Below are 14,226 nucleotides of genomic sequence, written 5' to 3' on the forward strand. Positions count from 1 at the left end.
ACTTCACCTCCTTCTACTCAAATGGTATCCTATTCGTCGATATCTTTCGTTCGCTTTACTCTAGTTGCGTTAAATCGTTTCGTATCCTTAGGTCTCATCATGACTGGACGTGAAGAAAAGAATGTAAAAGGTAATCTAAAAAACGCATCTTTCCAATCTCTTAATCGGAGTGGATAAACAGGTTCTAAATACGGTCTTCCTAAAGAGGTTAAGCGAATTAAATGCGCAGCAGTAAAGAGTAAACAAATAACGATCCCAACCCCTCCCAAAAATGCAGCAAAGATCATTATGGGAAAGCGTATAATTCTTATCGTGTTACCCATTTGATATACGGGGGTTGTGAAAGATGCTAATGCAGATAGGGCGACGATAATTAATAAGATGTTACTCGTTAAACCTGCTTCTACGGATGCTTGTCCAATTACGATTCCTCCAACAATACCAATTGTTTGACCGACTTTTGTCGGCAGTCTAGCCCCTGCTTCGCGTAAAAGTTCAATTGTAAACTCTAAAAATAATGCTTCAATGATCGGCGGGAACGGGATATTGCTTCGTGACGCAATAATCGTTGCCAGCAAATCTTTTGGGATCAACTCATAATGAAAAGTAATGACCGCAATATAAACGGGAGCCGCTAGTATAGAAAATGTTACTGCAAAAAAACGAAGAATTCTTACAAAGGAAGCAATATGCCAAGGTAAGTAATAATCTTCTAGTGATGAGAAAAATTCTATGAGTGTCGTTGGACCGAAAAAAGCCTCTGGAGAATTATCACTCAAAACGACTACTTTTCCTTCAGTTAGTGCACCAGATACCCGGTCTGGTCTTTCTGTATTAACATACTGCGGAAAAATAGAAAATGTGCTATCTGAGACCATTTGATTAATCATTGTACTATCAAGAATTTGATCAAATTCTATATCTTCTAACCTTTGCATCATTGTTTTTACATTTTCCTCATCTGCAATTCCTTCAATAAAAAGTAAAGCTACCCTCGTTTTTGTTATTTTCCCTACTTCAACCTCCTTTATTTGAAGATTTGGCAGCGGTAATCGTTTACGAATTAAATTAATATTCGTATCCAAAGACTCGATAAATGATTCTTGCGGACCCGTCACAGTAAATTCAACTTCTGGCATACCTACATCTCGTTCAAAGTTAACACTTGCTTCAATAAGCATACATTTATTCTTATCTGCTAAAAGTTGAACGAGGATATATCCTTGTAAGACCTTATTTTTTATATCTTTTACGTCACTAGTTATTGAGATCTCCTCAACAGGTATTTTATCTTTAAGTATTTCTAGACCATCAGTAATGTATTTATTAATGTAAGGAAGTACATCCTTATGCAGCCGATCTGGATCGACTAGCGTGGAAAAAAACATGATCTTATATGGAACTTCGCTAGTTTGGTGTTCATACATACTAAAATCTGTAGACTTCTGGAATGTATTTAGTACGGACATAAGGGTTTCCTGCTGCTTTTGACTACTATGCATTTGTCTTGTCAACCATTTTAAAAACATAGCCACTTCTCCTAGCCTTACCAACTATAGTTTTGTCTTTAGTATTAGAAAACAGTGGTAATGTTATTCCAACTTGGAAAAGTTCGGGTTGTTAATTAAATATGTGAAATTAAGTTTACCGTTACCAACTAAACCTTAAAACACACAAAAAAAAGCTAACCAGCATCTTGGTCCTCTCACATCTTACCGAGAGTCTAAATGCTTAATTAGCTTCTTTCTATTTCCTTTTTAGTAACTTTATTTATTGTATCGAGGCAATTAACTGTTCCTTATTATGTGATGAGAAAACTTCAACTGTTATTTTTCCAGAACTTAAAGAGACATCTGTTTTTAATAGGACTGGAATATTGTAAGGATTCGTAAAAACAAAATCAGGTCCTCCCCATGAAACAGTTGCATCTCGGTTTGCGGGAACATAACCGATTTCTCTAGAATGAGTATACCTCTCAACCACTTCTAATCCAGCAGCATCAATGGCATTAAATAATGTTGAGGAGGTTTGACAGATTCCCCCGCCGATCCCCATAACAAATTCCTTGTTAACTATTTCTTTCGCTTCTCGATAACCTCTTTCAACCGTACGCTGACCTACAACATTATTAAATGAAAACTGATCACCTGGACCTAATACATAATGCTGGAATGCTTCGGCTGATAATTTTATATTTACGGAACGACCTTCTACACTTGGATTAAAGTGAGTAGAGAAAGATCCGATGGATACATCTAGTATGTTAACTAATTGATCTTCAGAAACGGTTGGTTCCTTTTCATAGATTGGGAGGATAACTTCTCGATCCCGGTAATCTAATTGTTGAATTTTTGAGACTAGTTCTTTCTCTGATAAAATGACTTGGTTTTGTCCGGAGAAGATATTACCATTCAAATCAATGGTTGGGTTGCGCATTGGCTGGTCGATTGTTCGAGCTAATTTAGCAGCAAATTGCGCCAAAGCAATCTCATCTAATTCATCCAAATCAGGAATATAACCAAAGTCATTTAACACAACCGTTTCCTGTTCACTCGTTCGATCGTCAATTAATGCAACTTCCCACTTTATCGGCTTTTTATAATACTCTACTTCATTCCCGACTAGTCCATGCTCCCTCGAACTTTTTTCTTCTGCAGCGACAAATGAAGTGAAAAAGAAACAAAAACTAAATAAAACAACAAAATAGACCCAGTATCTCTTCAACCTTACTCCCCCTTTTGTAACATTCCCAACGTTAATGTATGTAGGATAATTATGGAAATGAACAAAAAAATAAAATAAATTTTTCTTCTATCTATAAGACGTATTTTATCACTAAAATGTTTCGTTTTTTTCAAATTTTCTAAGAAAAAAACACGTCAATTTTCGACGTGTTTCGCACGATCTATTTTTCTTTCCGTTTTCCTTCTCTAAAGACGATTGCACTTCGTTCATACTCTACATCTTTTACACCTAATCGATGATTTATCACTCGGGCAATTGCGAAGAAATAATCCGATAAACGATTTAAATATTTTAAAACGACTGGATTTGTTTCAGATTCACGTTGCAGGCGAGAAACATATCGCTCTGCACGTCTAGTAACTGTTCGGCAAACATGAATAGTTGCAGCTGCAGGAGAACCCCCCGGAAGAATAAACCTCTCTAGTTCTGGTGCTTCCTTAATATATTCATCAATTCGTTCTTCTAGAAACACAACCATTTCTTCCTTTGCTTTAAATGGTCGTGCCTCAGTAGCTTTAAGCATGGCTAAATCTCCACCGCAATCAAATAATTCATGCTGAATTTTTACAAGCTCATTAATGATATCTTCAAATACTTCTGATTCTAATTGAGTGATCGCCTGACCAACAAAGCAATTTACTTCATCGGTAGTCCCGTAAGCAATGACTCTCGTATCATCTTTTGTTAACCTGCCACCTACAACACTCGTCTTTCCTTCATCTCCCGTACGTGTATACAAGCGCATCAAACATTCCCCCATTATTTTAATTGTTCTGAAATTCCATACCAAATGCGATATACTTTACTCGACTGTTGTACTATGTCTTGATAAGACCAGCCTACTAAATCACGCCATTGCCGATCTTCCTGTGCAATAGGTACTATCCCTTTACCAATATCACAGCCCACTAGTACTAACTTTCGATCTGTTCGTAACTGTTCCCATTCTATCCATCGACTTAATAGTTGGCTAAAGTCTTTTCTGCCTTTACCTTCTTGAAGAAAGCGTTTAAGAATCATCTCCATTCCAGTAATGACACATAATTGTCGATTGGGCAGATCATAAAGTTCTTGAATAATAACGTCTTTTTCATACCCATTATAACAAACAAACTCATCCACATGGTCTATTTTGTAATTTGAGTACACCCAGTTTCGTTTGCCATGAAAGGCGCCTCCTGCAATAAATTCCACTGCTCTCCCCTCCTTAGCCACTCGACTTCTGCAGTCAGTGTATATCCTTGACCATAGCCAATATTCCATTCCCAGAAGCTTCTATTTTGAGATGTCATTTGTGAAAGAATGCAGCGAATTGGCCCGCCATGACTGACGACAATTATATGTTTCCTTTTTTGTCCTAGTGCATCTTTTATTATATTGTTCCAGCTATTGATAATTCGAGATTGAAAGCTCAAATAAGCTTCCCCATTAGGCGGTATAGTTTTATTTAGATCATCTAGCCACTTTCTATACAAAGGTTCTTCTTTAATTTCCTCGTAGGTTTTCCCTTCCCAATCTCCAAAGTTTAATTCTCTTAAACTTTTATCTTTGATTATAGATACGTTGGGGTAAAGGATTTCAGCAGTTGTTACACACCTTGTTAAGTCGCTTGAGTAAATCACATCAGTATGTAAATACCGATATTTGTCCTTAAGTTCTGCGAGTAGTTGCTTTCCTTTATCATTGATTGGAATATCTGTCCAGCCTAAATATCGTTTCTGTTCGTTATAGTCTGTTAAGCTATGCCGTAAAAGAGTAACAGCCAAGCGACGAGCCATAGAATGCCCTCCCCTCCTTCAACTAATGTTCCTAGTGTATCTCCCGTTATTCCTCCGAATTGCTTATTAAAAAACGAAAAGCTAACTACTAAAATGATAAGTACTGCACCCTTCAGTAAAAGAGCTGCTACAAAAAAGTTCGGGAAGAAAAGATAGATACAGATGAAGAGTAACGGCCCCCAAATCAGCAAACTAAACTTTATATGTGAATTTACACTTTGTTGAACGGAGTAAGCCATCCCATCTTTCCTAGCAGGTCTTCCTACTAATAAAGAACTTGTCATCATCCACCGTGAAAAAAATGGAATGATCAAAAAGTAAAGCCAATAGTATTCTGTACTTTCTATTACTTGATAAATAAAAATATACTTACCTGCTAGTAAAAAGAATAAAGAAATGACAGCAAACGCACCGACTCTTGAGTCTTTCATAATTTCTAGCTTGCGTTCTTGGTCTTGTCGTGAAAAAAATCCATCACTAACATCCATCCAACCATCTAGATGAAGGCCTCCCGTTAACGAAACAATGAGTAGTAAAAGAAGAAAGCTACTAACAGTTGCAGGAAGAACAAGTACATCAATAAATAAAACCGAGGTAAACATTGAGACACTACCTAAAATTAAGCCGATTAAAGGATACAGCGCAACAGAAACCGAAACTGTTTGGGTTGTCCAAGCGACTTGTTTTCTTATAGGAATAGTTGTTAACAGTTGTAAGGCTAGGGTAAGACCGTCAAGTAGGATAAGTTTACGATGCTTATCCATTCTCCTTCCAACCTTCAATCGTATGGAAGATGTATTCAACATCAAGATAAGTTTCTACATGATCTGCTAGATTTTCGTAACCTTGATCTCTAAATTCTTGCAAATCAAGCACTTCTCGTTGCGGTATTCCGCGATTAGTACGCAACTTATTTAGCCATGAAGCACGCCATTCATCATTATGGAATAAATGATGAAAATACGTCCCAATCACTTTTCCATCATTTATATAAATCCCTTCTGGTCGATCGCCTACCATGAGAAAAGGTTCAACATTAGCTGCTGTCGCTGTTGTTTTTCCTAAGTGGATTTCGTAGCCTGATATTTCTTTTTTACATTTCCACTGATCAGCCACTAGTTTTCCTTCCGAGCGTATTGTAATTTTCTTTGCGTTAAAAAATGTTATTAAAGGAGCAATATTTAGACCGTGTATTTCATTACCTACTTGATTTGTATCCGAACCCGCTTCATCAATCAACCGTTCACCAAGCATTTGGTACCCCCCGCACAACCCAACGACTGTTCCACCATTTTCTGTATAGTTAACTAATACATGATCAAGACCCTTCTCTTTCAAATACTTTAAGTCATGAAATGTGCTTTTTGTCCCTGGAATAATAACGGCATCTGGATGGCCAAACTCACTCTTTTCTTTGACAAAACGTAAAAACACGTCACTTTCAGCTGCGAGCGGTTCAAGGTCCGTATAGTTTGAAACATAAGGCAAAGCCAAAACAGCAATATCCAAACCAGTGTTATTTCGTTTTCCCTCTTTAATGAGACTATTATGGATCGAAAGGGAGTCTTCACCTTCAATTGAAATATGATCATAATAAGGAATGACCCCTACAACTTTAACTCCAGTGTATTCTTCAAGCCATGAAACACCGTCCGTAAATAAACGAATATCACCGCGAAACTTATTAATAATAATTCCTTGAACACGCTTTCTATCTTCTTCAGATAAAAGCTGAAGCGTACCGACAACACTAGCAAATACACCGCCTCTTTCAATATCAGCAATTAAAATGACAGGTACATCTGCTAATTGTGCCACCTTCATATTTACAAGCTCACGATCATTTAGATTTACTTCGACAGGACTGCCTGCTCCTTCAATCACTAGATATTCATAATTTGCGGCAAGCTCTGTCAATGCATGTTGAATCGCTTCCATTCCTTTTTGGTAAAAACGTTCGCGATAGCTTCGTCCTGAATAAGTTGAATACACTTCTCCAAACAAAACAACTTCAGAATCCATCGTGCTGCGCGGTTTTAATAATATTGGGTTCATATAAACACTAGCTTCCGTTTTGGCAGCCTCTGCTTGCACTCCTTGCGCCCTCCCAATTTCTTTACCGTCAACAGTTACATAAGAATTATTTGACATATTTTGTGACTTAAAAGGAGTTACTCTATTATTCTTTCGAGCAAGTATTCGACACAGCGCAGTAACTAGAACACTTTTGCCAACGTCTGATCCTGTTCCTTGGAGCATGATTCCTTTCATCCGACTTCCACATCCTTTTTTAATATCGGAATACCACCTTCGACTAAATAAGCTTGATGACTTAACGATACAATTTTTTGATGAAGAACTCCCATTAACTTCATATAAGCAATTGTACTTTCATCGTTTGGAATTATGTCTTCAAACAGTTCATTGGTCACCACAATACATGGTATTGGACATTGTTGTATTCCCACAAAAGTATCTGAAAGACGCAAAAGTAATTGTTGCTGAAATAAAGCCTCTTTCCACAGCTCTAATCCTTGGTCAATACTGCTAAAGAACTCTGCTGTTATTAGACCTGTTAAACAATCTAAAATGACAGCATCACCTTTTTTAAAGTTAACCATTAACTCCTCAATATGAGTGCTTTTTTCATGAGTGACATAATCTTTATCTCGCAATTGTCGTTCTTCAATGTGCCTATTAATACGATCTTCCATTTCCGTATCACTTCGTCTACTCGTCGCGATATAATGGATAACACCTTTTTCACTAACCTTACTTTCTGCCACTTGCAAAGCAAATGTACTTTTCCCGCTTCGCACTCCTCCAGTAATAAAAACGATCATTGCTGTGTCCACCTTTCTAATACATTTAACAGCATGTCATTTTCAGCCCGTGTTTTAATCGCTAAACGAATATACTTTCCTTCAAGCCCTAAGAAATTATAAGTGTGACGAGGGATGATTCCATTTTCAATCAAAAAAGTAATGAGAGGATTTAAATCGTCATTTGATCCTTCAGGTTTAAGTAGATAAAAGTTGACTACAGATGGAGAAACTTCATAGCCTATTTGTGATAAAACATGGAACAGCCATTTTCTCTCTGACCTAATAAATGCTCTTGTTCGAATGGTGTGCTGTTCATCACTTATACATTCAAGTCCAACTTGTTGTGCAATACCATTGACACTCCAAGGTTGCTGAAATCTTTTAAGCTCATTGACTATCTCACTATCCGAAATCAAATAACCTAATCTAAGCGAAGGGATCGCATACATTTTTGTTAGTGACCTTAATATAATCATGTTTTGAAAATCATTTATGTAAGGCAGGATGCTTATTTCTTCATCACTAAAATCATAAAATGCTTCATCCATAATAACAGTTACATTATTTTCTTTTGCCCTTTGTATTAACCTTAGTAGAATTGTCTGCTCTACCATTGTTCCCGTAGGATTATTCGGCTGGCATAAAAACATCGCATCAACATCTTTTATTGCTTCTAATAGACCTTCCAAATTGAATTGCCAGTTGTCATCAACAAAAAGTTGAAACCTTATTACTTCACATTCATAAGCAAGACAGGCATCCCGATATTCTGAAAACGTTGGCTCTACGATGAGTATTTTCTTTTTACGAAAATAGTTTGCAATTAATAAAATTAGTTCAGCCGCACCATTACCAATTAATAACTGGTCGATAGATATGTTATTTTGCAGAGCTAACTTTTCTCGTAATTTAGAAGCATAAGGGTCAGGATACGTATGAATAGTTTCTGCAAACCCCGCCCATTTTTGCAGGACAGCTTTAGGTACACCTAATGGGTTCACATTTTCACTAAAGTCGATTGAATTTTCTTTCAATTGTAAACCTAACGCATTTACAAAATATTGTGGGTTTGCACCATGATTAGGTAAAACCATAATAAAATCCCTCCAATCAACCAAAGCGTAAATACAAAAGAAATAACGGTATTATGCATGATTTGAATCGCTTGCTTTATATGTAATGAGGAAATAGGCATCGTTGAAATACCCATTTTTGCACGGTTAGAGATAATACCTTTATATTGATTTTGTCCACCAAGTTGTATCCCTAGCAAACTTGCAACAGCGGCTTCACCCCAACCACTATTTGGACTTGGATGTTTTTTCGCGTCTGTCCATAATATTTGAAAGCAAGTCCATTTTCTCTGATTTGAGAAAGTCCGGTTAAACAAAATCATAAGTATTCCAGTTAACCTACTCGGAATAAAATTCAATACATCATCGAACTTAGCTGAAGCCCATCCAAAATCAATATACTTTTCATTTTTATAACCAACCATTGAATCGCACGTATTTACAGCCCTATAGAGCATTGCAAGTGGTGCTCCTCCTATTAAGGCAAAGAAAAGTGGCGCCGTTACTCCATCACTTGTATTTTCAGCTACGGTTTCAACAGTTCCACGAATGATCTCAGTTTCGGGAAGGTTTTCAGTATCTCTTCCAACAATATAAGATAACTTTAATCGCGCTTGTTGAATATTACCTTCTTCTAGCGGGTTTAACACTTCCTCTGCAGCTTCTTTTAAGCTGCGCTGGGCAATCGCAAATGAAATAATAATCGCTTCTATGATTACACCAATCCAAGGGTGGATGAAGTAGGCTAAGATAACTGGAACAACTGTAATAATAACTACGATCGAAATAATGATAAGTAAAAAGAAAAAACCCGTTACTCTTTTCTTCCCTCCACCGTTTAGCTTACATTCAAAAAAAGAGATCATCTTTCCTATCCCGACAACTGGGTGTGGAATATTTCTAGGATCTCCTATTATTCGATCAATCACTACAGCTAAGGAAAGTGCAATTAAATGGTACATAACAAAGCTCATTGAACTCTCCTTCTTTCTTTGTTCCTTTGAACAGCCTCATAGGTTGCTTCATACACCGCTCTTGCAATCGTCTTTCCTAATGGTGTAATGGTTCCTGCATAAGGCTGTTCGTTCCCTGTTTGTGAAGCAGCAACCATAATACTGTCAGTAGACGTTCCTGTCGCAAGAGTTTTTGTTTGTGGATCTTTAATATCCTGATCAAACAGTGCTTTTGCCTTCGCTTCTGTTGATGTCATCACCGCCTGAACGAAAGCTGCATCTGATAAGTGACCTTCTACGAATATCCACGTATTAATCGTTCCAACTGTTTGCAAAGCATTCTTTTGCAAATACGCCATTGAGGCATCAACTGCATTTGAAACACCAGCAGTTACAACAACGAAAACAGTGAACTCATCTGTCGAATACGTCTTAAAAGAACCATCTTCCAATATAGCTGCAGTCATCATTCCTACAGCCCCTTCATAATCAATTTCGAGATTACTCAGATACTGTTTATACTCACTTTCTGCACAATCACAGTTATAATCTTTATGAACATGACGATTAATGAATGTTGAATTCCATCCAAACCCTGCACCAATGACAGCTGAAGAGTAGGTTTTAAGTGGTGTAGGACTCGAAATGAAAATATATTCTTGTTTTCTTTCAATTTTCAACCGATTAATGAGCGACCGCTCGGTAGATACCGATTGCTTTGGCTGAAGTGTAATAAGTGGACTTGGAACAGATGGGTGTTCTCTTCTCCCTACTTTAGCTTTATACACTTCTTGTAATCTTGTTTCATTCATAACATGTGCTGGACGGTCAAGTGAGCTAACTGTTCCTTCATCAAGAAGTAAGATACGATCACAATACAGACTTGCCATATTTAAATCATGTAAAATCGCAATAACGGTCAATCCTTTTTCTCTAGACCACTGTTTCAATGAGTCTAGCAAGCTCATTTGGTACGAAATGTCGAGGTGATTAGTAGGTTCATCAAGAAGTAGTATTTTCGGTTCTTGTGCTAAGGCACGTGCTAGCATGACACGCTGGCGTTCCCCACCACTTAATGAATGCAGAGGTATATCTTTAAATTGATATACTCCTGTTAATTTCATCGCCTCTCCGACAATTTGTTTGTCTGTTTTAGTTGCAACTTGAAACCAGCCTTTTTGATGCGGATAACGTCCTAACTGAACAACTTCTTCAACTGTGTAAGAAAAAGAAGTATCTGATTGTTGGGGTAACACAGCCATCTGTCTAGCTAATTCTTTTGAGCCATATGCTAATATATTTTTATTCTCAAGAATGATTTCACCTGATTGTGTAGGTATTAATCCACTAACCATCTTTAATAACGTCGTTTTCCCACTACCGTTTGGACCGAGGATTCCAAAGATTTCCCCTTTAGAAACTGAGAATGAAACGTTCTTAATTATATTGACATTGCCGTACCCACCACATATGTCATTCACTTGTAACATCCTGTTCACTCCCATCCATACAGATTATAATCTATGACGTTGTCGGATTAAGATGATTGCAAAGACTGGACCACCGACAAGAGCCGTTATGACTCCAATAGGTAACTCGGTTGGAGCAATTAATGTACGGGCCACTAAATCAGTAAGCACAAGAAATCCTCCACCAATTAAAACAGATAGCGGTAATAGATGACGATGATCTGGCCCCCAAATTAACCTAGTTAAATGCGGAATAACTAAACCGACAAAACCAATCGTCCCAGAGACTGCTACAGCTGATCCAGTTAACAAAGCCGCTCCAAATAAAATCAGCATTTTCCGAGCTTGAATATTAACTCCAAGATGCTTAGCCGTTTCTTCTCCAAAAGCTAGTGCATTTAATTCTTTAGCATTAAAAAGCAAAATCAAAAATCCGGCTAAAAAAAACGGAGCAATTAAATACACATAACTCCAACCTCTCATCGAGACGCTTCCCATTAACCAACCAATGATTTGTCTTAATTCTTCGCCTGTTAAAGCGATCATTAGTGAAATCATAGAACCTAGAAAAGAACTTAAAATAATTCCGACTAAAATCACCGTATGAGCAGCCATCGAACGATTAAGTGCTCTAGCAAAAAAAATAACTAAAAATAATGTAATAAATCCAGATAAAATACTAATAACTGGTAAGGTAAATGCTCCTAATATCGGTATGCTAATACCAAAAAACAAAACCGCAACTGCACCAACTGCCGAACCAGAGGATACTCCAAGCGTATAAGGATCAGCTAATGGATTTTTTAAAAAGCCTTGGAAAGCAGCCCCTGCTAATGCAAGGGCACCTCCAACGAACATTGCTAATAAAACGCGTGGAAACCTTATCTCCATTATAATATTTACATACATCGGATCTACTTCTGCTGCTATAGGTAACCCGATCCATTCTCTTCCTAGAACCGTTATCACTTCAAAAAATGATATAGGTACGCTACCAATAGCAATGCCTAAAACAACCGAAGCAAATAAAAAGGTAAAACAAATTATATAAGCAAGTACTATATTAGTTTTCGAAAACATCTGGGTAAATAAATTTTGCAAGTTTTTCGACCCCTTCGACTAAGCGAGGACCTGGGCGTTCTACAATATTAGCTTCAATATTAAAGACTCTTTCGTTTTTAACCGCTTCTACTTCAGTCCAAGCTGAACGTGCTAATACGTCTTCAACTGCATTCTCCATACCTTCAACATGACCATAAGTTGTAATGATCACATCTGGATTTAGAACAACAGCATCCTCTTCTGTAAACATCGGCCAACCTTCTTGTTCTCCTGCAGCGTTTGTTGCATTAATCATTTCCAGCATCTCATGCATAAACGTTCCTTTTCCGGTTGTATACATATCAGGAGCTGGCCAAATTTCTACCCATACAGTAGCTTTATCAGCATCCTCAATCTCACTTGCTTTTGTTTGTACTTCAGTAATTGTCTCTTGCATTGATGTTATGACATTATTAGCCTCTTCTGACTTTCCAACTGCGTTTCCAATCATTTCAATAGAATCATATAATTGCGCAAAAGAAGAAGCATTATTTACTACAAGTACTTGGACCCCTGCATTACGAATTTGATCTAAACCTTCTGCGTTGTTCATTTCATTCGCTAGTACTAAATCTGGATTTGCAGCGATAATTTTTTCTACATTAAATTCCATTCCACCAATTGTCTCAATATCTTTTACTTCCTCTGGGAAGTCATCATTATCTGTTACCGCAATGACACGATTAAGCGCTTCAAGTGCATAAACAATTTCCGTATTACTTGGAACTAGCGAGATTAATGTTTGTGGCTCTTCTTCGATGACAATCTCAGTTCCTGTTGCATCAGTAATTGTTAACGGAAAAGCCACGGCTTCTCCACTACCTGTCGTTTGCTCTTCTGTTTCTTCCGTCGGTGCTTCTTCTGTTTGTGGCTCTTCTTGGTTATCTGTGCCACATGCTGTTAATAAACCAACAATAAGTAATGAAGCTACTAACCACATATACCATTTTTGCATGTTCTCCAACCCCTTTTAAGTTTGTATTTCTTTTTGTATTCAATGAAAGAATTGCAAGAAAGGAAAGGAAAGTATGTAAAAAAATAAAGCTCTCCTTCAAAGGGAGAGCTTCGGTTTCAGTTTAATAGATCCCCTAGGTAACACTTGGATGCTAAAAACATTCCATTATGTGTCGTTCTCATTAGAACAAGGGGACTCTTTTTCAAGAGTCAGATCTTATCACACTGCTTACCTTTTCCGCGAAGGTTACACAATACTTTAAGGCAGGTCTCCTGACTCGTACAATGATACCTCTTTACCTTCCCATCAAAGATGACAGTGGTTTATTAAAGAGTATTCGTACTTACAGTGGCGCGACCGTGTTGGAATTTCACCAACTTCCCTTTTCACACTCGTGTGAGTGACCTTAAAGCTAACTAACTATTCAATTCATTGAGATACGACTTAATTATACAAAATAATAGATAATTCGTCTATATAAACTTACACACTCGCTTTTAAGTTAACAGCTTGTGCAAACTTTCTACCAAAATCTTTGCACGTTTCTTCTTCACCATCCGGGCCTAGCTCTATTTTAAGCCCCGGCTGTACGATTTGACCATTTCTTTCATCAATCATTGCTTCTAATAAATCTACAGCACCACAAAAGATATCGTATGCTGTATCTCCAGATCCAAAAACTGCAAATTGTTTATTAGTAAAATCCAGCCCAGCCATTTCATCATACAAATCTAAAAATTCATCAGGCAGTTCGCCGTCTCCCCATGTATAAGCACCTAAAATGATGGAATCGAATGCATTTAATTGGTCAAGGTCACAATCAACAACATCTAATTTCGTTACGTTCATATTTTCCTCTTGCAAACCTTCTTCAATTAAATCGGCAATCGCTTCTGTATTTCCTGACATACTAGCATAAACAAGTAGAACCTCACTCATGTTAACATTCCCCTTTCAATCTATTAATTTAAGACTAAATGACTTTTTAAATGATGTCCTTTCATACGAAAGATGCCTTCTCTTTCAACTGCAACTATGTATTCTCCATTTTCAACTTAACAAACAGCAGTAGCTCCTCGGACAGTACTTTTTATCATGTTCATTAACAATTCCTCCATCAATATTAACAATGAAAATCATTTTCATTTATATAATAATTGAAAATGATTTTCATTGTCAACAAGTAAATGTATAAAGCTCATCGAGTAGGAGGAGGTGATTAACCTCCGACCTCTCACACCACCGTACGTACGGTTCCGTATACGGCGGTTCAATTTTATACTAAGCATGTACTTTGTTGTAATGTTGGACACAAGAGATTAGCCCA

At 37.3% G+C, this 14,226-nt stretch carries 14 protein-coding genes and 1 riboswitch; all 14 genes read right to left on the reverse strand.

What is annotated here, in order from left to right; genetic code table 11:
- Nucleotides 1-29 precede the first annotated feature (29 nt).
- The 14 genes from ACNSTQ_RS11630 to ACNSTQ_RS11695 all read right to left on the reverse strand — a co-directional run bounded on the left by ACNSTQ_RS11630 (nt 30) and on the right by ACNSTQ_RS11695 (nt 13,838).
- Nucleotides 30-1,529 carry a spore germination protein gene (locus ACNSTQ_RS11630; RefSeq protein WP_418199981.1) on the reverse strand — a complete coding sequence of 500 codons (1,500 nt, stop codon included), beginning with the start codon at nt 1,527-1,529 and terminating at the stop codon, nt 30-32.
- A 241-nt stretch (nt 1,530-1,770) separates the two neighbouring features.
- Nucleotides 1,771-2,724, reverse strand: coding sequence for a VanW family protein (locus tag ACNSTQ_RS11635; protein WP_418199982.1), 954 nt, complete (start codon nt 2,722-2,724; stop codon nt 1,771-1,773).
- A 181-nt stretch (nt 2,725-2,905) separates the two neighbouring features.
- Nucleotides 2,906-3,490, reverse strand: coding sequence for a cob(I)yrinic acid a,c-diamide adenosyltransferase (locus ACNSTQ_RS11640; RefSeq protein WP_418199983.1), 585 nt, complete (start codon nt 3,488-3,490; stop codon nt 2,906-2,908).
- Between the two features lie 14 nt (nt 3,491-3,504).
- On the reverse strand, nt 3,505-3,939 hold the full coding sequence (locus ACNSTQ_RS11645) for a bifunctional adenosylcobinamide kinase/adenosylcobinamide-phosphate guanylyltransferase (protein WP_418199984.1): 435 nt from the start codon (nt 3,937-3,939) through the stop codon (nt 3,505-3,507).
- Nucleotides 3,873-4,523: a histidine phosphatase family protein gene (locus ACNSTQ_RS11650; protein WP_418199985.1), complete on the reverse strand. Its 651-nt coding sequence runs from the start codon at nt 4,521-4,523 to the stop codon at nt 3,873-3,875. Before ACNSTQ_RS11650 ends, ACNSTQ_RS11645 begins: the two co-directional genes overlap by 67 nt.
- The gene (cobS, locus tag ACNSTQ_RS11655; RefSeq protein WP_418199986.1) at nt 4,481-5,287 is read right to left on the reverse strand and encodes an adenosylcobinamide-GDP ribazoletransferase; all 807 of its coding nucleotides are present in this window, start codon (nt 5,285-5,287) and stop codon (nt 4,481-4,483) included. Before cobS ends, ACNSTQ_RS11650 begins: the two co-directional genes overlap by 43 nt.
- On the reverse strand, nt 5,280-6,794 hold the full coding sequence (locus ACNSTQ_RS11660; RefSeq protein WP_418199987.1) for a cobyric acid synthase: 1,515 nt from the start codon (nt 6,792-6,794) through the stop codon (nt 5,280-5,282). The genes cobS and ACNSTQ_RS11660 overlap by 8 nt, the downstream gene beginning before the upstream one ends.
- Nucleotides 6,791-7,366, reverse strand: a complete 576-nt coding sequence (locus tag ACNSTQ_RS11665) for a bifunctional adenosylcobinamide kinase/adenosylcobinamide-phosphate guanylyltransferase (RefSeq protein ID WP_418199988.1) — start codon at nt 7,364-7,366, stop codon at nt 6,791-6,793. The genes ACNSTQ_RS11660 and ACNSTQ_RS11665 overlap by 4 nt, the downstream gene beginning before the upstream one ends.
- Nucleotides 7,363-8,442, reverse strand: a complete 1,080-nt coding sequence (cobD, locus tag ACNSTQ_RS11670) for a threonine-phosphate decarboxylase CobD (RefSeq protein WP_418199989.1) — start codon at nt 8,440-8,442, stop codon at nt 7,363-7,365. The genes ACNSTQ_RS11665 and cobD overlap by 4 nt, the downstream gene beginning before the upstream one ends.
- Complete coding sequence (gene cbiB / locus ACNSTQ_RS11675; RefSeq protein WP_418199990.1) at nt 8,400-9,395, reverse strand: adenosylcobinamide-phosphate synthase CbiB; 996 nt, start codon at nt 9,393-9,395, stop codon at nt 8,400-8,402. The genes cobD and cbiB overlap by 43 nt, the downstream gene beginning before the upstream one ends.
- Nucleotides 9,392-10,864 (reverse strand): heme ABC transporter ATP-binding protein, encoded by a 1,473-nt coding sequence (locus ACNSTQ_RS11680; RefSeq protein WP_418199991.1) that lies wholly within the window; start codon nt 10,862-10,864, stop codon nt 9,392-9,394. Before ACNSTQ_RS11680 ends, cbiB begins: the two co-directional genes overlap by 4 nt.
- A 24-nt stretch (nt 10,865-10,888) precedes the next feature.
- A complete protein-coding gene (locus tag ACNSTQ_RS11685) occupies nt 10,889-11,944 on the reverse strand; it encodes a FecCD family ABC transporter permease (protein ID WP_418199992.1) in 1,056 nt (351 codons plus the stop codon).
- Complete coding sequence (locus ACNSTQ_RS11690) at nt 11,907-12,899, reverse strand: ABC transporter substrate-binding protein (protein WP_418199993.1); 993 nt, start codon at nt 12,897-12,899, stop codon at nt 11,907-11,909. The genes ACNSTQ_RS11685 and ACNSTQ_RS11690 overlap by 38 nt, the downstream gene beginning before the upstream one ends.
- A 244-nt stretch (nt 12,900-13,143) precedes the next feature.
- A riboswitch (cobalamin riboswitch) is annotated at nt 13,144-13,323 on the reverse strand.
- A gap of 59 nt (nt 13,324-13,382) precedes the next feature.
- The gene (locus ACNSTQ_RS11695) at nt 13,383-13,838 is read right to left on the reverse strand and encodes a flavodoxin (RefSeq protein ID WP_418199994.1); all 456 of its coding nucleotides are present in this window, start codon (nt 13,836-13,838) and stop codon (nt 13,383-13,385) included.
- Nucleotides 13,839-14,226 lie beyond the last annotated feature (388 nt).

Origin of the sequence: Alkalihalobacterium sp. APHAB7, assembly GCF_048323755.1 — a bacterium.
Lineage (GTDB): Bacteria > Bacillota > Bacilli > Bacillales > Bacillaceae_F > Alkalihalobacterium.